At 55.9% G+C, this 24686-nt stretch carries 24 protein-coding genes; 7 read left to right on the top strand and 17 right to left on the bottom strand.

The genetic code is table 11. From position 1 onward, the window contains the following. The first annotated feature begins 79 nt into the window (after positions 1-79). Positions 80-787 (top strand): MBL fold metallo-hydrolase, encoded by a 708-nt coding sequence (locus ACGYLC_RS17465; RefSeq protein WP_394424207.1) that lies wholly within the window; start codon positions 80-82, stop codon positions 785-787. 16 nt (positions 788-803) lie between these two features. Here the strand turns inward: ACGYLC_RS17465 and ACGYLC_RS17460 are convergent, their stop codons facing one another. The 3 genes from ACGYLC_RS17460 to ACGYLC_RS17450 form a co-directional block, all read right to left on the bottom strand. After that, positions 804-1661, bottom strand: a complete 858-nt coding sequence (locus ACGYLC_RS17460) for an alpha/beta hydrolase (protein ID WP_394424205.1) — start codon at positions 1659-1661, stop codon at positions 804-806. A gap of 110 nt (positions 1662-1771) precedes the next feature. Continuing rightward, a complete protein-coding gene (locus tag ACGYLC_RS17455) occupies positions 1772-4819 on the bottom strand; it encodes an efflux RND transporter permease subunit (protein ID WP_021100169.1) in 3048 nt (1015 codons plus the stop codon). A gap of 9 nt (positions 4820-4828) precedes the next feature. Next, positions 4829-5866 carry an efflux RND transporter periplasmic adaptor subunit gene (locus ACGYLC_RS17450; RefSeq protein WP_040817165.1) on the bottom strand — a complete coding sequence of 346 codons (1038 nt, stop codon included), beginning with the start codon at positions 5864-5866 and terminating at the stop codon, positions 4829-4831. 567 nt (positions 5867-6433) lie between these two features. On the opposite strand from ACGYLC_RS17450, the gene ACGYLC_RS17445 reads away from it, so the two are divergent. Next, positions 6434-6973 carry a recombinase family protein gene (locus tag ACGYLC_RS17445; RefSeq protein WP_394424203.1) on the top strand — a complete coding sequence of 180 codons (540 nt, stop codon included), beginning with the start codon at positions 6434-6436 and terminating at the stop codon, positions 6971-6973. Between the two features lie 5 nt (positions 6974-6978). Here ACGYLC_RS17445 and ACGYLC_RS17440 read toward each other — a convergent pair whose 3' ends face one another. The 11 genes from ACGYLC_RS17440 to ACGYLC_RS17390 form a co-directional block, all read right to left on the bottom strand. Next, a complete protein-coding gene (locus ACGYLC_RS17440; RefSeq protein WP_394424202.1) occupies positions 6979-7932 on the bottom strand; it encodes a hypothetical protein in 954 nt (317 codons plus the stop codon). Positions 7933-7934: 2 nt separating this feature from the next. Next, positions 7935-8993: a ParB N-terminal domain-containing protein gene (locus ACGYLC_RS17435; protein ID WP_394424201.1), complete on the bottom strand. Its 1059-nt coding sequence runs from the start codon at positions 8991-8993 to the stop codon at positions 7935-7937. A 160-nt stretch (positions 8994-9153) separates the two neighbouring features. Next, positions 9154-9990 (bottom strand): NotI family restriction endonuclease, encoded by an 837-nt coding sequence (locus tag ACGYLC_RS17430; RefSeq protein WP_394424199.1) that lies wholly within the window; start codon positions 9988-9990, stop codon positions 9154-9156. Positions 9991-10008: 18 nt separating this feature from the next. Next, a complete protein-coding gene (locus ACGYLC_RS17425; protein ID WP_394424198.1) occupies positions 10009-11163 on the bottom strand; it encodes a DNA cytosine methyltransferase in 1155 nt (384 codons plus the stop codon). Further along, positions 11156-11362 carry a ribbon-helix-helix protein, CopG family gene (locus ACGYLC_RS17420; RefSeq protein ID WP_394424196.1) on the bottom strand — a complete coding sequence of 69 codons (207 nt, stop codon included), beginning with the start codon at positions 11360-11362 and terminating at the stop codon, positions 11156-11158. Before ACGYLC_RS17420 ends, ACGYLC_RS17425 begins: the two co-directional genes overlap by 8 nt. A gap of 121 nt (positions 11363-11483) precedes the next feature. Beyond that, positions 11484-11777 carry a hypothetical protein gene (locus ACGYLC_RS17415; RefSeq protein WP_394424195.1) on the bottom strand — a complete coding sequence of 98 codons (294 nt, stop codon included), beginning with the start codon at positions 11775-11777 and terminating at the stop codon, positions 11484-11486. Beyond that, on the bottom strand, positions 11759-12427 hold the full coding sequence (locus ACGYLC_RS17410; RefSeq protein WP_394424193.1) for a ParA family protein: 669 nt from the start codon (positions 12425-12427) through the stop codon (positions 11759-11761). The genes ACGYLC_RS17415 and ACGYLC_RS17410 overlap by 19 nt, the downstream gene beginning before the upstream one ends. Positions 12428-12509: 82 nt before the next feature. Continuing rightward, positions 12510-13562: a replication initiator protein A gene (locus ACGYLC_RS17405; RefSeq protein WP_394424192.1), complete on the bottom strand. Its 1053-nt coding sequence runs from the start codon at positions 13560-13562 to the stop codon at positions 12510-12512. A 255-nt stretch (positions 13563-13817) separates the two neighbouring features. Next, the gene (locus tag ACGYLC_RS17400) at positions 13818-14366 is read right to left on the bottom strand and encodes a hypothetical protein (RefSeq protein ID WP_394424191.1); all 549 of its coding nucleotides are present in this window, start codon (positions 14364-14366) and stop codon (positions 13818-13820) included. 18 nt (positions 14367-14384) lie between these two features. Further along, entirely contained in the window at positions 14385-16046 is a 1662-nt protein-coding gene (locus ACGYLC_RS17395; RefSeq protein WP_394424190.1) for a type IV secretory system conjugative DNA transfer family protein, read from the bottom strand. Positions 16047-16057: 11 nt separating this feature from the next. Further along, positions 16058-16345 (bottom strand): mobilization protein, encoded by a 288-nt coding sequence (locus tag ACGYLC_RS17390; RefSeq protein WP_394424189.1) that lies wholly within the window; start codon positions 16343-16345, stop codon positions 16058-16060. Positions 16346-16987: 642 nt separating this feature from the next. On the opposite strand from ACGYLC_RS17390, the gene mobQ reads away from it, so the two are divergent. After that, the gene (mobQ, locus tag ACGYLC_RS17385) at positions 16988-18331 is read left to right on the top strand and encodes a MobQ family relaxase (protein WP_394424188.1); all 1344 of its coding nucleotides are present in this window, start codon (positions 16988-16990) and stop codon (positions 18329-18331) included. Here the strand turns inward: mobQ and ACGYLC_RS17380 are convergent. Then, complete coding sequence (locus ACGYLC_RS17380) at positions 18321-18659, bottom strand: hypothetical protein (RefSeq protein WP_306006973.1); 339 nt, start codon at positions 18657-18659, stop codon at positions 18321-18323. The genes mobQ and ACGYLC_RS17380 overlap by 11 nt on opposite strands. Positions 18660-18832: 173 nt before the next feature. Further along, complete coding sequence (locus ACGYLC_RS17375) at positions 18833-19369, bottom strand: hypothetical protein (RefSeq protein WP_306006974.1); 537 nt, start codon at positions 19367-19369, stop codon at positions 18833-18835. Between the two features lie 484 nt (positions 19370-19853). On the opposite strand from ACGYLC_RS17375, the gene ACGYLC_RS17370 reads away from it, so the two are divergent. Both ACGYLC_RS17370 and ACGYLC_RS17365 read left to right on the top strand, forming a co-directional pair. Further along, on the top strand, positions 19854-20738 hold the full coding sequence (locus ACGYLC_RS17370) for an ArdC family protein (protein ID WP_394424186.1): 885 nt from the start codon (positions 19854-19856) through the stop codon (positions 20736-20738). Between the two features lie 293 nt (positions 20739-21031). Further along, positions 21032-22090 carry a ParA family protein gene (locus tag ACGYLC_RS17365; protein WP_394424184.1) on the top strand — a complete coding sequence of 353 codons (1059 nt, stop codon included), beginning with the start codon at positions 21032-21034 and terminating at the stop codon, positions 22088-22090. A 427-nt stretch (positions 22091-22517) separates the two neighbouring features. Here the strand turns inward: ACGYLC_RS17365 and ACGYLC_RS17360 are convergent, their stop codons facing one another. Then, the gene (locus ACGYLC_RS17360; RefSeq protein ID WP_021100165.1) at positions 22518-23066 is read right to left on the bottom strand and encodes a TetR/AcrR family transcriptional regulator; all 549 of its coding nucleotides are present in this window, start codon (positions 23064-23066) and stop codon (positions 22518-22520) included. 105 nt (positions 23067-23171) lie between these two features. Between ACGYLC_RS17360 and ACGYLC_RS17355 the strand changes: the two genes are divergently transcribed. Together ACGYLC_RS17355 and ACGYLC_RS17350 are read left to right on the top strand one after the other, a co-directional pair. Continuing rightward, the gene (locus tag ACGYLC_RS17355; protein ID WP_021100166.1) at positions 23172-24194 is read left to right on the top strand and encodes a fumarylacetoacetate hydrolase family protein; all 1023 of its coding nucleotides are present in this window, start codon (positions 23172-23174) and stop codon (positions 24192-24194) included. A gap of 3 nt (positions 24195-24197) precedes the next feature. Continuing rightward, on the top strand, positions 24198-24674 hold the full coding sequence (locus ACGYLC_RS17350) for an MBL fold metallo-hydrolase (RefSeq protein ID WP_394424182.1): 477 nt from the start codon (positions 24198-24200) through the stop codon (positions 24672-24674). The last annotated feature ends 12 nt before the right edge of the window (positions 24675-24686 follow it).

Raw genomic sequence — 24686 nt, 5'->3', positions numbered from 1 at the left:
AAGGGCGAACTCAGGGACTATGGAAAGCGCGTGCTCGGCTTAGCGTAGGATTTCGCCCCCTCCCGCAAACGACCCCGTCATGGGTAAAGCGATTTCATGTTGTGGGTTGGGTGGGATGCCGATGTGGCCCCTGCGCAATATGCATAGGGTTGGTAAGTATTTTCAGAACATGATGCTTCCCTATCACCACAAAGGCATCACGCTGACCCTTCCTACGGAAACCTTCACGGGTCATTACAAAGGCCAGATCGGGTCTATCCCGTTTGAATTGATCGAGGTCGGGCCAGCGCATACTGATGGTGACATCATGCTGTATCTGCCCGATCAGAAGGTTCTGTTTGCGGGCGATATCCTGTTTGTCGAAGGGCTGCCTGCCGCGTGGAACCCCGGCCTGCCACATTGGCCCAAAGTGCTTGAACAAATCCAAGCCATGGATATCGAAACCATTATTCCCGGTCACGGTCCGATCATCACCAAAGATGGTGTAGATGATGTCAAAAGCTTCTTTGATGTGCTTCTGAGTAAGACAGAAGACCTGTATAAGAACGGCATGAAGCCCACGGCGATTGCGCGGCATCTGCTGTTAGAAGACCGCGATTTCAAACCCTACCTTTTGTGGGATTGCCCCGAGCGCACGGTTATGGCGACCAACACTTATACGCGCGTCCTTGATGGGAACACCAAGCACTATTCAGGTGGCGACAAGGTAAAGGTTCTCTATGGCACGGCCAGCCTTGCCTATGATCTGCCGCAAGCGGAGCCAAAGCTATTGCACGTCCTCAGATAGGCTCAGCCGCCGGGTTTTATTCAAGCGGTTGAAGCGCACTGAGAAACCCCAGAAGCGTTGGTGAAGATGCCAGCAAGAAGTGACCGCCGACGTCGCCATCATCGATTTCTGACAGGTCGACAACGCGGTAACCGTCCTGTTCCAACTGGTCGGTGTCAAAATCACGACCCAACCGGCTTTGATTGCCTGTAATCCGCCCTGATAGCGCCAATGCCCGGTCGCCTTGATTAACGGCGATAAAAATCTGGTCCGTGGGATAGGCGACTTGGGCCATTTGATCCGTGAATAGATCACCGTCCAAATCAGGTGCGACCAATAAGACCCGATTGACATTGGAAAGCGCCGCAGCCTCGCGGCGTTTGGAAAGCTGGATCAACGCCTCGACCGCAACGAGGCTACCCATGGAATGGGCTGCAAGCGTAACCCCGTTGTCATTACTGGTTGCAAGCAAAACCAATAGATCGGCCAGATCATCACGTGCGATCAAGGCGCTGTCCCTGTCATAAACGTAGCCGCCCGAACTACCGCGTGACGCCCATGAGACGTGGACCGGTGTAATGTCACGATCCAGATCGTTCAGGATTTGTGCGAAGCGGAATGTGCTTTCAGCAAAGGTGTTGTTGTAGCCATGGACGAAGACAACGGTTGGTCGCCCTTCGGTGCTGACGGCGCGTTTCAGCGCCCGCGCATCAGCGTATCGCATCACACCTGCATTGTAGAAATGACGCGCCGGGTCTGGGACGCCATCTGTTGTCTCGACCTGCCCGGGTTGGTGAATTGGCGGGATACCGATATTGATTTCGCCAAATGTCGGTGTTGCAGCGCGATCTTCTCCAAATAAGCGGTCATCGGCGACAGCGGCACGCGTCGTCATGAAATACATACTTTGCAAATTGCTTTGCGCAGGCGGCGCAACGTTCGTGAGAGTTGGACCCGCGCTGCATCCAACGAGGCCAAGCAAAACGATAGACAGTGCGCGTATCTTCATGCTGTGGCCGCTTGTGTTCGAGGAGCGCTCTGCCGCTTGAACATTGCGTAGTAAAAGACCGGCGCTGCGATCAACGTCAGTGCCGAAGCAAAGGCCAGGCCGCCCATGATTGTCACCGCCATCGACTGAAAGAACGCGTCCCAGATCAAGGGGATCATCCCAAGGATTGTTGTTGCTGCGGCCAGGATCACGGGGCGCAAACGTGATGTCGATGCCTGCACAATCGCGTTCTGCAAATCCATCGTCGCATTTTCGCGGCGTACAATGTCGATCTCTTCGACAAGAACGATCCCGTTTTTGATGAGCATTCCAGACAAGGACAATAGCCCCAACAAAGCCGTAAACGTGAATGGCAGGCCAGTTCCGAGTAGCGCGAGGCTGACCCCGTTGACGGACATCGGCACAAGCAGCCAGATGATCAGCGGTTGGCGTAAAGCGTTGAACAACAGGATTGAAATCAGCACCATTACGATCAGGCTCATCGGCAGTTGTTTGGCCAAACCCGCCTGCGCATCGCGCGAACTTTCCAACTCACCGCCCCATTCCATGGTGTAGCCTGCAGGGACCGGCATGGTGTTGATCGTGTCGTTCACCTGCGCCTGTACTTGCGCGGCCGTCAGCCCCTTGCTGATATCGGCCCCGACCGTGATCGTCAGCACGCGGTCACGGCGCATCAGAAGGGTGTCTTGCGATTCAAATCGCAAGCCGTCGGTGACCTGTTCAAATGGCACGAAGGTTTGGCCGCTGTCTGAGTAAATCACATGATCTGTCAGCAGTAGACCTGCATCAGGATCGGCCCGAACCACGATGGGAATTTGGCGATCCCCTTCGCGGTACACACCTGCGGTGATCCCCGTCGTGGCAAAGCGCATCGCCTCGGTCACGGCATCACGGGTGATCCCCGCCTCTTGTGCGCGGTCGGTGGCGTAGACGGGACGCAAGACCTGCTCCATCTCGCGCCAGTCAATCCGTGGGGCGACAATGTCAGGGGATGCGGCCTGCAACCGCTGCGCTGCTGTATTGGCTAAATCGCGCAACACGGACGCGTCTGGGCCGGAAAAGCGCACTTGGATCGGATCACCGCCGCCGGGTCCAAAGGCAAGGCGTTTTGCGCGGAACTCGCCTTCAGGCAATGTCATCGCGGCAAAGTCTTCCATCCCGGCAATCAGCCCCGCGATTTCATCAATCGACTGCGTGCGCACAATGATATGGCCATAGCTTGGGTTCGGGTCCTCTGCTTGATACGTCAGCATAAAGCGCGACGCGCCTTGCCCGACAAAAGAGGTGGCCGACACCACATCATCCTGCTCGGCAAGCCAAGCTTCCAAGAGGGCAATATCGTCTGAGGTTTCCTGCAGCGATGCCCCCTGCGCCAGTTTGTAATGCACGAAAAACAGGGGCGTGTTGCTGTCTGGAAAGAACTGCTGCTTGATCTGGCCGAACAGCATGAAACACACCACCGTCACCGCGAGCAACCCGAGCGACACGGCCCACCACAGCCGCAGCAATACCCGCAAAGCGGCTGCATAAGCACGAAACAGCACACCATCGTAAGCGCCCGTATCCGAGCCATCGCCTTGCTGAAAGAAGTAATGCCCCAGAAGTGGTGTCACCGTCAGCGCAAGGACCCAGGACAACAACAAGGAAATGCTAATCACCGCAAAAAGCGAAAACAGGAATTCACCTGTTGCATCCGGGCTAAGGCCAATCCCTGCAAATGCCATGATCCCGATGACGGTCGCGCCCAAAAGGGGGATTTGCGTTTTGCGTGCCGCTTCATCTGCCGCATCGCGCGAATTTTGTCCGCGCCGCATCGTGTTTTGCATGCCTTCTGCGACAACGATGGCGTTGTCGACCAACATCCCCATCGCGATGATCAGCGCACCCAGAGAAATCCGCTCCATCTCAATCGAAAATATCGCCATGAAAAACAGTGTACCAACAACGGTTAAAAGCAGCGTCGCGCCGACCACCACAGCCGCGCGCCACCCCATGAACAAAGCCAACACGACCACGACGATGCTGACCGACATCGCGAGGTTAATCAGGAACGACCCTGATGCCTCCTCCACAACAAGGTGCTGCTGATAAATCGGATCAAGCTGCACACCTAATGGAATTTGCGGCGCGAGTTCCGCAAGCCGCGCATCGGTGCGATGACCAACATCAACGATATTTTCCGTGGCGATGCCAGCAATCCCAATTGTAAACGCATCCACGCCATTGTGGCGGATCATAAGGCTTGGGTTTGCCTCACGCTCTCGGCTCACGCTTGCAAAATCACGCAGGTTCAGAACTTCGCCCCCAACACCCACGGTCAGGCCGGCGATTTCCTGAACGCTGTCACTTCCCTCTGGCCCCTGGATCAAGGTGCGCCCATCAGGGCGCTGAAACGATCCACCATCGACAACACTATCGGCATTTGCAATCGCCGCCTGAATGGCTGCGGGCGGCACGTTTTGGTTCGTGCTGAGCGTCAGATCAGGCTCAACATAAATAACCTCATTCGGCACACCCGAAAGGCTGACATCCGCGACCCCGGACACGGCCAGCATTTCGCGCCGTAAGAAGGTGGCAAGGTCATTGATCTCAGCATCCGAAAAGCCGGGGGCCTGAACGGCGTAGTAAATGCCAAAGACATCACCAAACCCATCATTCACGAAAGGAGCACCAGCCCCGCTGGGTAGCCGTGCCGCAGCAGTGCGGTTGCGCAGTTTGGTCCAGATTTGCGGCAGTTCAGACCCATCGTAGGTGTCTTTCATATCAACCGTGATCCACGATAGCCCAGGTTGGTTCATGGACCTTACCCGCTTGACCTCGGCCATTTTCTGAATTTCGGATTCAATCGGTTCAGATACTTCTCGCGCCACCTGTGCAGCGCTCGCACCCGGGTATTGGGTCACGACGACGGCTGTCTTGATGGTAAACGCCGGGTCTTCAAGGCGACCAAGATTGCCAAAGCCCCAGACACCACCAAAAAGGCAGCCCAAAATGACCAGCCATGTGATAATGGGCCGTTGGATTGATCCGCGCGCAATGTTCATAATCCGACCTCAGTTCGCAAAGCCAGTAAAGCGTGTCACCGCATCACCATCGTTCAACAAATGCGCGCCGCTCGCCACGATTTCCTGACCCGGCTCAAGACCCTCCAGAACCAGAATATCGCCATTTGGGGCAGGTTCGATGGCAACGGGAACAGCAGAAACCGTCCCGGTCGTGCCGTCTTGTGTTGTAAATGCCAAAACCTGCGTCATGCCATCCGTTGATGTGATCACCGCCGATTGCGGGATACGCAACGCATCAGGGCCCCCGCGCAAGGTTGCATAGACCGTGACAGAGGCACCGGGGAAAACAATCAGATCATCAGGCGGGTCCATGGCCAGTGTAATCTGAAAGGTCTGACCAACTTGGGATGTCTCGGCGTTGAATTCGCGGGCCTCAAGCGGATAGCGCGTGTCACTGCCCGGCAATTGCGCCCACAATGCCACATCAGGATCGCGCCCGGCCCGGCCGAATAGCACCTCGGGGACATCAATCTCGACCCGTATTTCAGACATATCATGCAGCCGGGCAATCGGTGTGCCCGCCGCAATCGTAGAGAAATTAGCAACGTTGCGCGCCGCAACCAACCCATCGAATGGGGCGGTCAACTGCGCGCTGTTCAAAGAACGTTCGGCGTTTCTGACGGCAATCTCAGCAAGCTGTACTTGGGTCTCAGCATCATCGACACTCACTTGGCTCACAGCACTGCCTTGCAAGGCTTGAAACCGCGCCAAGGTGCGATCTGCTTGGTCTTTCTGAACGCGGGCTTGATCCAAGGCAATCTCGAACGGTTCAAGGTCAAGCACGGCAACCGTTGCACCTTGTGCGATGGGCTGGCCCTCAACGATCGGGATATCAACAATTTGGCCACCCACCTGAAACGCAAGATCAACGGTTTCTTTTGCAACCGCATGGCCAAAGAACTGACGCGTGGTTTCGGAGGCGCCGGCTTGAACCTCAACCAACTTCACCAGTTTTGGCTGATCCTGCGCGATGGCGAAAGTGCCGCAAAGTGTAACAAGTAAGAAGCTGAAGAAAATAGTGCGCATGTCGAAGAGACCCCAAATTGCCAGTCCGGCAAATTGCTTTGCCTTTGATGACCTTAACCACACAGACTCGGATGATCTACACCTGTTTTGGGTGCGTGCGGAGGAGGCACAAAGGCCGCTACACTACGCAAAGTCGAGAGAAGGGAGAATTATCAACGCCGGTTTTGCCCGCGACCTGCCTCTTCATTACTTCGTTCTTGCTGCGGTTTGCATGAATGACGGTTTTCTTGCGGCAAAGCGGCATCGGATTTTTCTCTCACGCGGTATTATTCGCGCTGCGAGCGCACGCAGCACGAAATGACAATGGCGGGGTTGGGCTCCCTCAAGCCGTTCGCTGCGATCTGCGCGAACGGCTGCTTCGACGCTGCGGCCGTTCACTGAACCGTCTGTGACAGGCTGCTGAACTTATTTGTGAAAAACGACAAAAAACCTCTGGTCAAAATATATAGGACAAATACGGTCGTTTTTGGCCGTGCGCCATGCCCCACGCCAGATCAATCGCTTAGCGTGGACATAAACCACCGGCAAAACCTTTGCAGTTTTGGCAGGTTTTTGTCACAGTGCGGCATGATCATCGGATATGCCCGCGTCAGCACTGACGACCAGAGCCTGGATTCTCAAACTGACGCTCTTTCGGCGGTGGGAGCCGAGAAGATGTTCGCGGACAGGATCAGCGGATCAAAGCGCACGCGGCCGGAGCTGGACAGGATGCTGGATCAGCTCCGCGATGGCGACGTTGTGACCGTCACCAAATACGACCGCCTGGCGCGGTCGTTGAAAGACTTGCTGGAGATCGTGGAAGTCATCCGCGCGCGCGGGGCCGGCTTCCGGTCACTGGCCGAGGACATCGACACGACGACGCCGGCCGGCCGTCTTGTGTTCCACGTCTTCGCATCTATCGCCCAGTTTGAGCGTGAACGGATTTCCGAGCGAACCAAGGAAGGTCTAGTGTCCGCTCGCAAGCGGGGGCGGATCGGAGGCAGACCCCCTGCCCTGACGGCAACACAGCGCGATGAGGTGCGCCGAATGAGAGACGAAGAACACCGTGCGGTGCCCGAGATCGCACGCTTGTTCAAAGTCAGCGAGCGGACTGTGAGGCGAGCGTAGTTTCGCTATACTACAGCACAACCTAACTCGAACGGCTTTGGCACAAGATTCAGAACTGCTTCTTCATCCTGTGCTAAACCGATCCTGGTTTCGAGAAGCTCAATTATCCGGTTTCGATCAACAATTATGGTTTGATGCCCATCGTAGTCCAACCAGTGTCCATCTAGACCCCGATAACAAACTGGGATGAACATCAACGTTCCAGGCTTGTGAAAGAAGCTGAAATACCTCTCCAAATTTAGGGCGCTTGCTTCGAACTTCTTCTTTGGCCACCCCAATTGCTGAGCTGCACATTGACCAAAGTAGCTCGGCATTCCTTGAGCAGGATCATCCCAATCTCGGTAAACAATGATATCGATACCAGCGTCACCGGTGTTGTTTTCTGAAATTTTTGCCAACGCTTTGGCATTGGTGTCTTCGCGAAGTGTTGTCGCCAAGACTGACAATGATTCCTTGAGTTTGTTGCCATAGTGGGCTCGATCTCGACCGCCAACGCCAAAATGGATTACTTTCCAATCAATAGCAAAGGCAACAGCAGCTTCATAACATAGCACTTCGAAATCAGCGGCAAACTGCGTTACCCTCGCTTGGTCGAACATCTTGAGGCGGGAAAACGCAACTAAAGCGGCGTATACTTTGTGCCGCTCCGTTGGGGCATCAATTGGAACTAAAATGTCAGCCTCCACAATAAAGGGATACCATTCTCCAATTGCTTTTGTACGATACGTCAGGTGTCGAAAAACATCCTCTGACAATTTTTGAAACTTAGCATTCGCCGAAGCTGAATCTAGATTTTCAAGATCAAGATCATCCAGGAGGCCTTTTGCACCCTTCTCATAAAGAAACCCCTCAATGTCGCCACGAGATACTTCTCGATTTTCAAAAAATGCAATGATCTCGCACAGATCAGCAACCAGATGCGGCGCTCGATCTTCTATTAGACCGTAGTCATCAATCATCCTCAGTCCTCAGCCGCGCTTCTAAGCAAGCGCGCTTGCTTGAAGATATTGCCAATTTTGTTCTGATGGCCTTCGTCAAGATCCACTAGCGCCACCGAAGAAACTGCCTCACCGAGCTGCCCTTCTATCGCAGAAAGGAGATCATAGAAGTCTACAGCGACGCCCTTTGTAAGCGCATAAGACTTCTCCAAGTTTCGGTCGCTGACCAAGAATGCTAGTGCGTCTTTATCTTCTACAACGACCGCTAATCTTTGGATGTTTCGAGACTCGCCCAGAATAGTCTCTCCAGCCCTGCCCTGCTCAAACATCCAATGAGTAAGACGCGAGACAGCCTCCTCATCGAGCTTGCTGGGGTTTAGGAATGGATCAGGGTCATGCGAGACGAATTTAAGCAGGGAATCGTATCCGAGCGCCGTTGTAACCAATGAAAAAGAAATGGTTTCTTCATTGAGGCCTTCAATTTCGTAGAAACCACGATCTTCTATGTGTCTGTAGAAGGCCATTCCATCCAGCTGTCGTTTGATGAACGGAGCCTGGCTGCCAATACCTCTAGCTACCTCCCGATACCGCTCTGCAGGGCTTTGGGACTGATCTGTATGCAGTTCAAAGTACTCTGCAATATACCGTGCTTTTGCCAACGGTTCCCACTGCTTGACACCACTTATGTGGCGATAACCAAGGTAATTTACGACCTCGATGCGATCCTTGAAGATCACACATGGAATCGATGTTGGTTTGTGCTTAGCCTGTTCAGAAATTTCGCGGACTCGAGAATTCTTAGGATGGAGAGACGGGTCTTGAAGCAGCTTGACGGCTGTGAGACGGCGATTGCCTTCAACCGCCCAGAATCCCCCCTCGTCTCTTGGCACCACTACAATTGGCTCGCCTGGAAAATATCCATTTTCTGCGATAGCCGACATCAACTCGGTGATAGACGTGTTGCGGGCAATGTAGACCAGCATGTCCTGTTGCTTGCGCCCGGTCGTCGTCGGGAGGCGTGGGTTCTTTTCGTCAAGGAAGATTTCATCCGTCTTGATGTCTTGAATAATATTTTCTGACATTTTGCTCCCTGCGCCTGCCTCTGAGTTCAGACTCCACGTTCTTTTTATCTATGTTTCTTGGCGGTTTGGAAACCTCGTTTCCCAACGCTTCGGCGTCTTCTGTCCCGATTGGTCAAGTCATCCACTGAACGTTGCGCGGTGTTGCACATGACGAGCCTGCTTAGGTTTCAAAGATCGTCGGGGGCCTGTTACTCGACAGCTTCTGCTGCAGCTCCGCCAGTATTTCCTCCGGCTCCGGAGGGTCGCCCTCCCGGAGCGCATTGGCCACATCGTCCCAGTGTGAAAAAACTACATCCGGGTCGTTCATAGTGTAATCAAGGCCAGTTTTTTCAACTGGATAGGATAACCACGTTAGCTCGCTGTTCGAGCGAGATGTTCGTGGAAAATTTGGCAATGCTGCAAAAAATTGACTGTCCACTACCACAAAGAACTTCTTACCCCACCTACGAAAAACAGGAACCTTAAGCTGGAGCTGCGGCACCAGGCGCTTTTGCGCGGATGATCTGAAGTCAGGTCGCCGATCCACAGGGGTGTAAGAGTTAGAAGGTCCTTGCGTTGTTAGAAATTCATCAAAACTTGGTCGTACTGAAGTACCAGAAATGTAGACAGCCTGAACTTCCAACGCTGCAAAATCAATAACTTCACTGTTAATGATATGACCCAAAAGAAAATCAACCTTCCCGATCTTCCTGTCGCGCTCGCCATCCGCGCCTTCAATCTTCAAAATACGAACTTCTGGGAAGGCCGCTATCTTAGCGCCGTCACCAAACGCTAATCGACCAGCGTCTCTGAAGATGCGGTCTTGCGCCAAGAAGCGGACAGGGCAGACTACGGCAGCAGTGCGACCGTCTGAAAATGAACATATGCCCAATGGGTCAGTCTTGGAAACTTTCGTACATTTAGTGCCTCGAAAAGGGCAGGTCTTTGCGTTCCGGCTTTCCCACACCTCCTTCGAGTGATTGTCGATACCAAAACCGAAGACTTCTGCAATGCGCATCAAATTTCCTTGAAAGACTTACCCAACTGCTCTCATTGGTTGTTGGTTTTCATGCCGTTCGTCAATTGCATATGTTTCAAGGAGTGCTTTTCCAATCTTACGGCCCAACAGTGGTGGCACTGCATTTCCCACCTGTATGTATTGCTCGGTTCGAGACCCTTCGAACTTAAACCAATCAGGGAATGACTGGATGCGTGCCGCCTCCCGCACCGTTATGGCACGGTCTTGCTCTGGATGGATATATGCCCCCCAGTGAATATCGCACTTGGTTAGCACCGTGCAGGAGAGACCGTCCCAAGACATTCGGCCATACCGTTTTGTATGATCACTTCGTTTTGCTTTTTTCATGCCTTCGGGAAGGAGATCAAACGGAATGTCTCTCCAGCTTCCACCTTGAGGTATGTGCTTCAAGCGCTCAATATTGATGGGTCCTAAGCGGGGTGCTGAATGATTCAGAACACGTTTGGACCCCTCCCGAAGCATTGTTTGGTAGTCACCTTTCGGCGCATGCCTGTAAGGCCGCACACCCAAGTCTTCGCCATTTTCCAAGACAGGCAGATCACCGATTGCATTTTGAATAGTTACAAAAGGCTTTAATCCGTCACTGGTTCCATGGGTTTGTTCTGGCCAAATGATTGGCATCCCGATCCGATTGCCGATGAATACAACACGTCTACGCTCTTGCGGGACACCGTAGTCTTCCGTCCTTAGAGTGCGAAACTCAACGTAGTATCCCAATTTTTGTAGACCGCTAAGAATTGCCTTCACAGCCTCGCCACCACCAGCAGACATAATCCCTGTGACGTTTTCCATGACCACCCATCTGGGGTTCAGACCCTCAACTAGGCGTAGATATTCGCGAAAAAGCTGGCTGCGTTCGTCGTGTAGGCCACGCTGATGATTGTAAACACTAAATGCCTGACAGGGTGGACCGCCGACCAAGCAATCAAGCTGACCTGGTCTAAGGCCCGCCGCCTTTAACAGTGTTGCCTCAGAAACATCTTGCACGCGTCCAGGGACAAACTTTGCATCGATATGAGTTGCGGCAAATGTCTGACCGGCTACTTCGTCGAAGTCGTTGCCTGCCAGTACGTGGAAGCCTGCTTGCCTAAGCCCTTCAGTCAACCCCCCTGCCCCACAAAACAGATCAATAGCTGTAAAAGTTCTATCCATGAAAGCGTCTCCCGGGGCTTTTAAGGTCGAGCGGCAGTTGAAGCTCTTCTTTCTCGTGATGTTCGAGCAGGTCCGTGATGGCCTTTCTCGCGAGCCATGACAGCGAGACATCATGCTGTTCAGCAAGGGCAGAGAGAGCTGCATGATCCGTGTCCGATAGAGAAACCGAGATTCTATGCCCCTTTTTTATGATACTCATAGTATATGTTCTCTTAATGTTCCAGCGCAGCATCAGTGTATGCGTCACTGTGCATCACTATGATGCACAGTGCAACGGCTGCGTTCAGGTGAAGCGGAGAGCATTAGATAACTGATAACTGTTATCGTCTTCGCCCATCTATCTCAGAGGCCGCTGGAATCTCAATCCCTCCAGCTCGTAAGCATTCATAAAGCAGCTCTTTTTTGGTCACACCGCGCTTCAAAGCCTCGGCAGAAAATGCTTCTTTGATCGGCTTTGGGACATTGGTGAACGAAAACTGGACACGTGGCGCGTCCTTCAAGGCGGAAGACTTGGCCTTGCTGACACTTGGCAAGGGAGCCGCCATTGCTCTCAGCTTCTGGGCGTTACCGTCGCCGTCGAGATCATCATCGAGGTTTACGCTGACTTTGGCCATGACCCGCTCCTATAGAAACTGATGAGGCCCCTGCCCTGGAGGTCCGCCAACACCGACTGAGCCGACCGACGCGCCGACCCTTGTGGGGCTTGTCCTGTAGAGGTCATTTCCTTGAACCCTGTCCGGTGTGCGCACATAGCGTTGAGCCGGGGTACATTCTGGGCATCAAAGGCATCGACGATCGCCTGCGTGATGTTTGTCTGTGTATCTACATCCATCATCACAACCAGGGCCGAAATCTCTTTTTCCATTGTCTCGGCAACACTTTGAACATGTGAATAGGTTCGCTTGGCTCCCTTGGCGTCAGCTTCGTTGGCCTTCGATGGTATCAGGATGAGATTGGCGGCCGCGATGGCGTGCATTGCCATTGCCGACTTGAAGCCTGCTGTATCCACAAAGATTGCGTCATACGGCGGATCAGCCTTTTTCAATGCCTTGACGGTTGGCAGAAGCTTTTCGTCATCTTCTTCGTATAGCCAGTCGAGATCGGTCTGTTCTTTTTTTGCCCATGATTCCAAGTGCCGCTGAGGGTCTGTGTCAATCACGGCGACCCTTGCACCATCCTGAACCATCAGGCTTGCGATGGCCGTCAGAAGTGTCGTTTTTCCCGCGCCGCCCTTTTCTTGCACTACGCTGATAACCTGCGTCATGGCCTGCCTCCATTTTCCCATAACCCTTAACCCTTAACCAATAACTGTCAACACTTAACAGATACCTGATATCTGTTAAGTGTTATGGAGCCTTGCCCTTGCGCTCATACCATTTCCGGCAAAACCCTATAAAAGCGGCATCCGGGTGACGTGGTGGGTCGTTCATCCACATCCGCCATTCCTGCTCAAGCGCGTAGACATCCCATGTGGGGGCAGCCTTTCGAGCCTGATCGTAGGCATCAGAGGACAAACGCACCGATACTTCTGAAGCGAACGACGGGCTATCGCCGTAAATCTCCAAGAACTCAGGCTTTGGAGTAATTTCCAGTACATCATGCAAAAGCCTGAAGCGATAATCGGGCATGTGGGACTGAGCTTCATCCGCCCTGCAGATCGCTTTTACAAGGCGTTTGAACTCTTTTGCTGTAGAGGTGGAGCCTGTCTTGTGTTGCAGCTTATCCAACCCAATCCGCCAGACATCCTGCTTTCCGCAGTGCTTTCGTGCCAACTCATACAAGCGCCGCTCCAAGGGTTTGCGGAGCTGAAAATAGGCTTTGTTGAGTGTCAGCACGTTCTTGTTCTCGATGGCCTTGACGAGCCAGTCACCCATTTCCAGCTCGACACTGAGCAGGCGTCCTGTGGAGTCCTCCTTAACGATCCGCGCATCAGTGATGAATGAAATCGAACGCCACTCACCTATGCCATGGTCATGAATGTTCGTCTCGATCTGCGTAAACTGAAGACGGGTGAGGGCGCGTCGAAGCGTTGCGTAGGCCTGTCCGGTAGTATGGCGGTTTGTGGCCTTCAGCAGATCATGGGCTGAAATCCGGACACGACGACCGATCTCCTGACCTTCGTTCTTCGCTACCATGAGTTGGCTCAGAACATAAATCAGAATATCCCTATCGAAGACATTTGCGCGGCCTTCCTCAGCCGCTGGCGTGATCTTCACCTTCACGTTGCCTTGTTCGTACTCGAATGCCGCCAAGTCCTTTTTGACCGAGAGCGAGAACAGGGGGTGTTCCATAGAAGCGCGGTCACTCTTAGGCGTGGCATCCAGGATGTCACAGACAAACAGGTCCGGCTCAGTGTGCCGCTGCGGTAGCAAAGCTGTTCTTTTTCGGGGCCGTGCCATTATTCGATAATCTACCCACCATTATTCGACAGTCTACCCACCAGAGGCGTGCATTGTTCGATACTCTACACACCTTTCTTCGACAGTCTACCCACCTTTCTTCGATACTCTACACACCGGCAGGCTAAAATGTGGTGGAATCAAGAAATGAAATCAGTGTGTTGCGGAGACAGCGATTCTCGTAACACCTTCTATAACACATATATAACACCCAGCTTCTCAGGCAGAAAAAATCACCACCACTGCTTCAGCCCCTTACCGTCGATAGAACACGCACGCGTCGACGCCCGTGGTTGTCGTGGTCCAGGATGCCCCGAGGACAGCGCATGTGGACGCGTTGCTGGCCAAGAAACGAGGAAGCGTCACCGTCAGCATCAGGGCCAAAACCAATGCACCCAGACCAAACCAGGGCAGGCGGCTTTTGAGACGATCCGCTTTCTGTTCCCGCTCGAACACCGCTCGATAGACACTGGACCTGTCATCTTCCGATTTGGCCAAGGCCCCGATGGTCTTGTCCGTCTGAACGCCAAGGCGTCTGACAATCTCTGTCATTGCGTTTGCGGTTGCGCCCAGGTGGCTGTCGAGGGCCTGACCCAGAAGATCCCCGTATTTTTTCGGATTGGTTTGGTCCCGTGCGGCGAAGGCAGCGATCCGCGCTTCTGTCGCGACCTTGATCTGCTTGTCCGCCACGGCGGTCAGATCGTCGATCCTGTCGGACATGCTGGCGACGGCTGTGGCCATGAGATCGAGTGTTTCGCGCAGATCATCGTCAGAGAGGGCAGGGAGGTCGGGTTGGTCTGGCATCGTGAGGCGTCCTTCGGATTACTGGTCCTGCGGGACGAACCGCCCCTTGAACTCAGGATCGGCGTAATAGCGCAGCTTCTGCGCGACGGCGGTGGCTTGCCCCTGCACGCGCAGGAGCTGGTTCTCCGGGCGGAGCTGCATGATTTCATCGGGGGTGAGCAGATCGCGGCCCGTGAGGTTGTTGCTGAAGCTGGGGCCGTCACCGGGCTTGAAGCTGTCAGTCTGGAACCCGGCGGTTTCCTGGCCGATCATCTGGCTCAGCCATTTGGCCGTCTCAAAATCATTCACACCGAAGACCTGTTGCACTCCGGCATTGGCAATGAAGGTGCCAGCCCGTTCGCCATAGAGGTCCCTGAGCTGGCTCATGTCCTGCAGGATCGGCCAGAGCTGGAGACCGTAGCCCGCCATCAGGCCCATGGCGCGCTCCACGGCCTCCAGACGGCCCAAGGCGGCAAACTCGTCCAGCAGGAACAGCGTGGGCGTCCTGAGGCGCTGTGCGCCCTCCTGAGCGTCTGCAGGGCCACTCAGGGGCCTTACGGACGCCTCAGCATCCCGTGCGATGTCCTGGAGGGCCCGAGAGACCAGAAGGCGCAGCCAGCGGCTGTAAGTGTCCATCCGGTTCGGTGGTAGCACCAGGAAGATCGAGGTGATCCGGTGGCGCAGATCAGAGAAATGGAAATCCGACCGCGACAGGACTTTGGCAATGCGCGGGCTGTCCAGAAAGTGCGTGTGGCGCTGTGCGTTCGACAGGACCGAGGCGGCTTCCCGATCCGCCTTGCCAAGGAAGCGGTTGGCGGCGCGGGCAATCAGCCCGCCCGCCGCATCGCTGTCCTGCATCAGTTCCAGCAGCGCGCGCAGCTTTTCCGGGGGCAGGGTGAGATATTCCCGGACGGTGGCGAGAGACCGGCGGTTGCGGTCCTCGTGGCAGACACAGAACATGATAAGACCGCCGAGGATGGCCTTGGCCTCCTCGTTCCAGTGGGCTTCCGTCACCTGTCCCGGCGGGTCCATGACCAGCGCTTCTGTCAGGGAGGCCGCATCCTCGCCCAGATCGAGGCTGTCCGGTGCCAGCCGGTCGAGCGGGTTGTAGGCGGCAGAGGGCATTCCGGAGACCTCGAACGGATCGAGGACATGGACCGTCCCGAACCGCTGCCGGGCTTCCCTGGCGATCCGGGCATTCTCGCCCTTCGGGTCGATGACCAGAACCGAGCGTTCCGCCGCCAACAGGTTCGGGATCACGGTGCCGACGCCTTTCCCGGCCCGCGTCGGGGCGAGGGTGATCAGATGGGCGGGACCGTCATAGCGCAGCAGCCGTCCGGTGTGCGGATTGCGCCCGATCAGAAGGCCGTCTTCCCGCTGGAGCTTCTTCAGTTCCTTGCGGTTGGCGAAGCGGGCGGAGCCGTGGCTGTCGCCGGTCAGCCCGAAGAAGGCATCAGCCCCGGAGGCCATGCGCCAATACTGGAACCCGAAGACAGCGCCCACAAACATCAGGGGACCGAAGACCAGCCACTGCCATGCGCTTTCGCCGGGCGGCTGGTCAAAGAAGGCGAAGATGAACGGCGTGGCGACAAGTGCCCCGATCATCGCGCCGAAGAGGACAGCGCCGATCATCCAGCCCAACAGGATGGGCGTGAAGATCAATCGACCGAAGAACCGGAACAGTCCTCCGAAGACGCGCATCACGCCCCGCATCAGGACGGCGTTTCCGGATCAGAGCTGGACGGGGCAGGGGAGGGAGTTCCCCAGTCCGCGAAAGCCTTTCGGTCCTGTTCGCGGGGCAGGTTGCGGATCAGCCGGTCGAGCATGGCGGCGGCACCGGAATCCCGTTCCGCCAGATCGAGCAGAGCGCCCCCGAGGATCACCTTGCGCCGTGTATCGAGTTTGCGCTGTCTCGTCGCTTCCCGGTTCTTCAGCGCCTGAAGACGGGCCTTGGCCTGGGCATATCGTTTCTCGGCCCGTTCGAGTTCGGTTTCTGCCAATGCGCGTCTCCATCTTTCAAAAGAGCAGGTGGACAGGTTGTTCTTGCCAGATCGAGCGATAGCGCTTACCCGTAGGCCTGTAAAGGACAAGGGCGCACTTATGCAAACTCTCCACCTGCGGTTCCGAGCTTTGCGTGCGATCTCTTTGGGGCAAAGCCCCGGCCGATGGCCATCCCCTTCGCTGCGTGCCGCCGCGACATGGAAGGGCGCGCTGCCACTTCCAAACCATCCCAGCCCAACCTCAGCGGTTGGATCGCGTCCCGCAAGGTCGCACCAGCGTCTCGCCCGATGCCCCACGGTGGGGGCCGGTCTGCCGCTGGCGTCTCCCTTGCGGGAGGTTCGTGTCGTCGGACCTGACGGTGCCGACACGAACCGGGTTTGCCCCCGGCAAACCGCCAGTGATCTATCCCCATATCCCGCCCCCCATGAGGCTGGGGATCTGGGGACAGATCACTGGCAAGCCCGCGCGTCGGAGAGCTGTTGGCTCGCCTCAAGCGGGCTGTCTTTTCCCCACAGACCGCGCCGGTTCCGGGCGCACTCTTGCGGAGAAAAGACCGCTGATCCGATTGCCAATGTCAGGGCACCGGCACGGATCAGCTCCGGCGCGTGGGCGCGTTTGCATCACAGGCGAGGGGAGGGCGCATGGCCAGCTACCACCTCTCCGTGAAGACGATCAAACGCAGCGCCGGGCGCTCTGCCACGGCGGCAGCGGCCTACCGCGTCGGTGAGCGCATCGAGTGCCAGCGTGAAGGCCGCGTCCACGATTATACCCGAAAGCAGGGCATCGAGGAGACCTTCATCCTGGCACCGAAAGACGCCCCAGATTGGGCGCAGGATCGGTCCCGCCTCTGGAACGAGGCCGAGGCCAGCGAGACTCGCCGCAACTCCGTCACCGCCCGCGAATGGGAGCTGGCCCTGCCGTCCGAGATCAGCGCCGAGGACCGGTCGCAGATCACGCGCGACTTCGCCCAGGAGTTGGTCAGCCGCTACGGCGTGGCCGTCGATGTGGCGATCCATGCGCCGCACCGCGAAGGCGATCAGCGCAACCACCATGCCCATGTTCTGACCTCCACCCGCAAGCTGGAAGCCGGGGGCTTCACCACCAAAACCCGCGTGCTCGATTCCGCGAAGACTGGCGGCGTCGAGATCGAGCAGATGCGCGGTCTCTGGGCCGAGTTGCAGAACCGCGCGCTGGAGCGTGTCGGGGAAATCGAGCGTGTCGATCACCGGTCGCTTGAGAAACAGCGCGAGACGGCGCTGGATCGTGGCGACAAGCTGTCCGCCGAGGAACTGGACCGCGACCCAGAGCTGAAGCTGGGGCCAGCAGCCAATTCCATGGAGCGGCGCGCCAAGGTGATGGCCGAGCGCCAGGGCCGGGAATATGTCCCTGTCACCGAGCGCGGGGCCGTGGTCCATGCTGCCCGTCAGGCCCGTGCAGCTTTCCGTGAAATGCGTGAGCGGCTGGATATCGCGCGGGAGACCTACGGTGCCGAACGCGAGGCGGGGCAGGGGCGTGTCTCTGCCGGTCTGGCGGCACTCCGGGCCGCAACCGCGAAAGAACGCGACGAACGCAACCCGGAGGATTTCCGGGAACGGCTGGCGCGCGTCGTGGGCCGGTCACGGGACCAGGACGACACGCCGAAGCCGGAAGGTCGCAATTACGCGCGCGAGCGGCTGAAGGAAATCATGGAGAAGGACGCCGGGCGCGACGGTCAGGCGGCGGTTCACAAGCTGGACGGGTACAGCGAAAATGACCTTGGCGAGGAGGCCACGAGACCGTCGCGGACCCCGGCCCAGCGTCAAAGGCAGGACCGCTCCGACGATATCGCGCGCGAGGATCGCAAGCCGTCCGTGAACCAGCGTCTGAAGGATGTGCTGAACAAGCCGCGCGAGCGGCTGGAGATCGAGGACGAGCGCGAACAGGAGAAGGATCAGGAGGTCGAGAAGGATAGGGACATCGACCGTGATCCAGGTCTCAGTCACTGACGAGGCGATGAGAGGTCGTTTCCCCGTTTTTCATAGGAATGCTCGCCTGTGCGAACCCAATGCCGACGAGGAACGATATAACTCCAGTTGCCGTCTTGAACTCGCGCACTCTGATCGCATTTTGCGTCACGCGCGTTCTGGCTGTGACGAGGATTTTCTCCTGACCGTCGTTTCCGACCGTTCGCATGATCCACATGCCGTACCAGCTTGGTCCCTTGCGTTCAGGATCGGCTTTGCACAGCACCACGACTGTGTGTCCCTCCTCGGCAAGCGCCCGAAGGCCTTGTTCGGTGGTCACGTTTAGTTCGAGGTCAGTCGTCTGGTTCATCGCATACACTGAGAAAAGGAGAGATAGTCTCTTTGTGGCGGAATCCAGTAAGGCGTTCAATAGTATATTATTGGAACGGCGTGCATTTTGAGAGCGTTCCCGGCTGCGACGATGGCGGGTCTGTCATTCCGTTCGATGGAAAGACCAAGCCGATCATGTAAGAAATTACGGGATCAGTTAGCGCCGGGCATGTTTGCCCATGATAGCCGGAGATTGTTGCCCGCTCTTTTGGGCAAGTTAGCCCGCTTCACGAGACGTCCCGAAACTTCAAAGTTGTCGTCTATCTTCACGATGAGCAATTTGCTGAAGTGCCTGTCGAGACGCACACTGGTTTTTTCTTTGCTGTTGATCGGCGAGATTGTTTTGATTTCAACGAAGTCGTTTCCCAATCTACCATCGGAGCCTTGGGCATGGTTCTTGTGAAGTTTGATTCCATACATGATCGCACCGAAAAGCTCACCTATGTCGCCGTAAACGTTGAGGTGCTGTCCAGTGTCACAGAAATAGGCCTCTGCAAGCGTCAAAAGGTCCTGAAAGTATGGAACCAAAGTTGGATCAGCGTTCGGATATTTGAGGCGCAGTTCGGCCTCGCGCTCAAGTTCAGCGAGGCGGCTGAATTTGGTTTCTTCTGGATCGATAATGCTATCCCAGCCAAGCCATTCGCCATCAATCCAAAATGCGTTGTCTGGCCCCAGTACATCGGCTGTCATATGAAACTCCTGTTCAGGATCAGTACCCTAAGACTTTGAAAATATTATGACCGCTCTTCGCTTCGGTTCCAGCCAATAAAGTCGATATAACTCGGTGATCCCGACGATGTGCCGGTCTCGCTGGGAGCGATAGACAGGGCAGGGGATCGACGGGCTGACGCCCGCTCACCCCGGCCCTGACCATTTCCAAATCCTGTTGATCCGCCTGCCATCCTGGCAGGGCCGAGAAAACCGGCAAGCGCCGCCTGCGGCGTCGGTTCCGGTCGAAAATTCCGGTTCCTCCCACGCGCAGGCGCGCGGTTCCCTCCCAAATTCACGCCCTCCACCCGGTTGTCACGGCCCCGCCAGGCCGCAGGACGGGCTTTGCCCTTACCTGCTCTGCCCTTCGGAATGCATGGGCATTCCAAAGATCAGAACAGGAAGGCCCGCCCATTGGCGGAAAGGGGAAGAGACCCGGCCCGCGTCACTTGAAGGAGGGTCACAAATGACCGCAGAGAAGTTTGACGTTTATTCCCATGTCACCAATCAGATCATCGCGCAGATCGAGGCGGGAACGCCGCCTTGGCGCAAGCCGTGGACTGGCGGAGGGGCAGGGGTCAGCTTGCCGGAACGGTTCAATGGCGAGGCCTATCGGGGCATCAATATCCTGATGCTTTGGGCCGCGGCGATGGCCAAGGACTACAGCTCAGCACGTTGGATGACGTTCAATCAGGCTAAGCAGCTTGGGGGCCATGTCCGCAAGGGTGAGAAATCCGCAACCGTGGTGAAATACGGCACTGTCGAGCGCGAGGACGAGAACGGCGAGGAACGCCAGATCCCCTATGCCAAAGCCTACCGCGTGTTCAATGCCGACCAGATCGAGGGCTTGCCCGCTGAATTCTACATTCTGCCCGATCCACCCCGTGATCTTGGCACCGTGTCTGACCCCGCGCTGGAGGCATTCTTTGCCGCGACCGGTGCGCAGATCGACGTGACCGAGGAGCCGCGCGCCTATTACAACATCAAGACCGACCGCATCCACATGCCGCCGATTGGCACGTTTTATCGGGCGGCGGGGTATTTTGGCACCTTGGCCCATGAGACAATCCACTGGACTGGGGCGACAAAGCGGCTGGACCGTTTGGGCCGGTTTAACGACCGCAAGGCCTACGCCTTCGAGGAGCTAGTCGCGGAGATTGGCAACTGCATGCTCTGCGCACAGATCGGGGTGGAACCTGAGTTCGACCAGAGCGCCGCCTATGTTGAAGGGTGGCTTGAGGCGATGAAAGAAGACAGCCGCGCAATTTTCCGGGCCGCGTCCGAGGCGCAGAAGGCCGTGGACTACATCATGGACCGCACCGCGCGGGCCGACCAGATGGCCGCCGAGTAACAGCCCGCACCGCCGAGAGGATCGAGGCCCCCGTCAGCAGGTGGGGGCCTTTTGCGTTGTGGGGTGATCGTGGATGTGGGCGGTTTCAGGGTGACCTGTCGGCGGGCAGCCTGAAGGCCATCCGCCGACAGGCCCGGCGCTTCGCGCGGATGGGCATGGTATGCCCGGAAATCCTATGATTTGTGGCAGGGAGTCGAGCCGCTACCCACATTTCGAATAGCGGTGAGCAAAAAATATTACGAGTAAACAAGCGATACGTGCGAAGAGGCGTCAAACAAGTGGAGAGCAAGAGCATGTCAATTTACGCACTATGGAACAACAAGGGGGGCGTCGGGAAAAGCTATCTCTCGTTTCAGGTCGCAAGCGAGTACGCACGTACACATCCCCAACAGAAAGTCTTGGTCGTGGACCTGTGTCCACAAGCGAATTCCTCCAGCATGTTGCTGGGGGGGATGGAGCGCGGTGAGGACGCTATTGAAGCGTTGTCTGCGAACCGCCCGGCCCAAACTATTTCAGGATACGTGGCTGAGCGCATAGTCAGCCCCTACATGACGCCGCATAGCGGCGCGAATTTCTTGACGCAGGTAAGCCAACACAACCATTTTGTGAGTGATAACCTGTACTTGGTGTGTGGCGATGAAGAACTAGAGATGCAATCTTCACAGGTTCGGCTGGCCTGCACCGCAGGTCCTGCGGACGCATGGCGCATTGTTCATACTTGGATCAGCGACTTGATCGAGGACGTTCGCCGCTCTTGGGGGCAAGAGCGGATTACTGTGTTTATCGACTGCAATCCCAGTTTCACAATTTACACGGAAATGGCGATGAGCGCGGCAGACCGGTTAATTATCCCGTTTTCCGCAGATGGATCCTCCAAGCGTGCTGTGAAATCGGTGCTGTCCCTCGTTTATGGTATTCAGCGCCGCCCTGGGCAGGTGCAATCTGAATTCTATAGAAATTCCATGCAGTACCGGATGTCCCTACCTTTGATCTACAGCTACGTGGGCAACCGACTCACCCAAATGAACAACAGTTCTGCAAGCGCCTTTAGGAATGTTGTCACTGAGATCTTTGACGAGGTCTTTTCGGTCTGGCAAAATCAACCGCAGCTGTTCTGCCCGCACCCAAGTGGCACTCCTGCACCGACCAGCAAGCGTGGTTTCAAGCAGATGTTCGAAGAGCAGATCAACGATGCGAACACTGCATCGGTCGTGTCTGGCGCGATGGGTATCCCGATCAATCGGCTGACGGCAGGTCAAAAGAGCTTTGCGGGCCGGTCGGTCATGGTCAACCAGTCGCAGTTGGATAAGCAGCAACCAAACATCGCCGGGTTTGTCCAAGAAATAGAATAGCTTGTGTGCCGAGGGCTTGGATATCATGCGTCATAGACAAGCCCTCGGGTAAATCCTTAAGGCCATAAACGGTGGATTTAGCCAGTGACATAAACGTCTGAGTTCGGTCCAGATGTGGCGAAAAGCAGACCTTAGTCTCCATCTGACCATCCGGCAGCTTTGCGGGACAATGCCGTCATTCGTTTTTCGTTCTTTGCTGACGCAGCATTTGTTCGCAGTCGCAGCATGCAAATCTCTGCGTCGCGACATAAGTCGCCGAACCGGTCGTTCGCAAGCGCTTTTCTGGCCGTCACCGGAACCGCACTTTCGCTGCGTCCAAGTTGGGCAACCGAGACGCGGGACGAAGCGGACCTTTGCAGGCGCAGCCAATGCTGCCGCAGAATTTCCTTGCATGCGCAGCACGGTCACCGATGCGATGCCGCTGATGTTACCGAAGCGGTCGTTCACTCGTAGGACAACTTAGTGCTGCATCCATCATGTGCGAAAGCTGGGCACGATACGCAGCTGATCCGCGTTCCGCGATACCGGGCAGCTTTAAAGTCGTTTCAGCGAGTGTCGTCGCCATCAGAACAGATAGAAAATACGCAGCTTGGGTTGGACTGCCGACAATGCGTTCCAGCGGCCGTTGCATGTGCTCGTATTGGCCGGCACGCACAATTTCACCAACCTCCGGATCGCTCGCGTTCATGATGATCAGCCAGAGAACGGTCGGCACGTTCTCCTCAGGTTTGAAATTTTCAATGAACGTGAGGATGTTCTCTTTCAAAACAGCAATATCGTTTGTCTCAAAAACAGGTAGATCAAACGCGCCTTCGAGCGTCGCCTCAAACAAACCGCGCTTGGATCCGAAGTGACGTTTCACCATTGAGGCGTCAACGTCCGCCGCACGGCAAACCTCGCGCAGCGACACAGCAGAATAGCCGCGGACCCACATGAGACAGCGGGCATGGTGAAGGAGGCGTTCTTCGGTTTTCATACCATATTTCTATAGACGATCGGGGATTTGCCAACAAGTGTTGACATTTCTGGGCAAGCTGTTGCATTAAATGACAACAAATGTTGTCATTTTTGGATTTTGAGGATGAAACTTACCACATTCACGCACAACGACCGGACGCATTTCGGATTTGCGATAGACGACCGCGTCGTTCCATTTTCCGCATTTGACGCAGACACATCCGCACTCCGCTCGGTGGACAACTATCTTGATGATCTGGACGCGGCGTTTCCGGCAGCACAGGCCATTGCCGCGCGCGTTGCAAATGATCCGGCGTTGCTTGTTGAGGGCAAAACTGCCTTTGCGATCACTGACGTGACGCTGGAATTGCCGCTCAAGCCGGTGATGTTCTACGATATGCTGACCTCGCCCACGCATGTCTATCTGTCGGCCAAGACAATGCTGAAATACGAGATGAACGCGGTTCTTCGGGCGACTGTCATGCCGCTCTTGTTGCGCAAACAAAAGAAAGCAAGCGAAGACCTTTCGCAGCCGGAGGTGCCGGAATACTACAAAGGCAACGTGGCCAGTTTTACAGGCACCGGGTCGCCATTGGTCTGGCCGCACTATACGTCTTTCCTAGATGTCGAACCTGAGCTGGCTTTCGTCACTGGTAATTCGACTGGCAGCAAGGTGGCAGGCTATCTGATCATCAATGATTGTTCCGCCCGCGATATTCAGATGCCCGAAATAGGTGGGACGCGCCTTGGTCCGCAGCGGTCCAAGGATTTCCAGAACGTGATGAGCCCATTCATCGTCACGCCCGACGAAAAAGACCCCTTCGACTGCAAGGTCGATGTGCGGATCGGGGACAGGCACCATTGGACCGGTCGTTCTGACAAATACGCCTTACCCCCGCATGAGGCCGTCGCCTTTATGGAAAAGACCGCGCGTTTGCAGCCTGGCACATTAATCGCGCTTGGCACGATCCCACGCTGCAACTGCCTGGATAATGACATCTGGGTGCAGCCTGGCGACAAAATTCGCGTCGAATTTGAAGGCATCGGCATCATGGAAAACACGGTCGCCGCACCTGAATATCTGGACCGCGCCCAAGCCACCCGCTGGGGTGAACGCGCCGACCTCAAGCAATACTATAAGGGTTAGACCATGACAAAACTGTTGAACTGGAAAAGAGACCGCACACCACTGCATGGCGAAAAAAGTCTGTTTGGTGACCCTGCAAAGTTCCAACGGGGGCTCTATGAAATAACCGAAGGTGTTTATGCGTGGATGCAGCCCAACGGGTCATGGGGCGAAAGCAATGCTGCGATGATTTCCTCAGGTGGGGAAAGCCTTGTGTTTGACTCGCTGTTCGACCTCAAGCTGACGGCTAACATGCTTAGGCATATGGAACCGATTACCAAAAATGCACCAATTCGGATGCTGGTGAACAGTCATTCCAATGGCGATCACACCTATGGCAATGAGCTGTTCAAGGACGCGACGATCCTTGCGTCTGAAAAGGCTGCCGAAGAAATGCCAAGTGAACCTGCCTCGGCGGCCACTCTGCTGCCCGTCAGGGGTCGTTTGCGGGAGGGGGCGGAATCCTACGCTAAGGCTTTGGCCAACGATATTCACCGGTGAGATTGATGTGCT

This window comes from Sulfitobacter sp. 1A12157 (assembly GCF_043557345.1).
Classification (GTDB): domain Bacteria; phylum Pseudomonadota; class Alphaproteobacteria; order Rhodobacterales; family Rhodobacteraceae; genus Sulfitobacter.
Note: the sequence above shows the minus strand (reverse complement) of the source record. Positions and strands in the feature narration are given on the sequence as shown.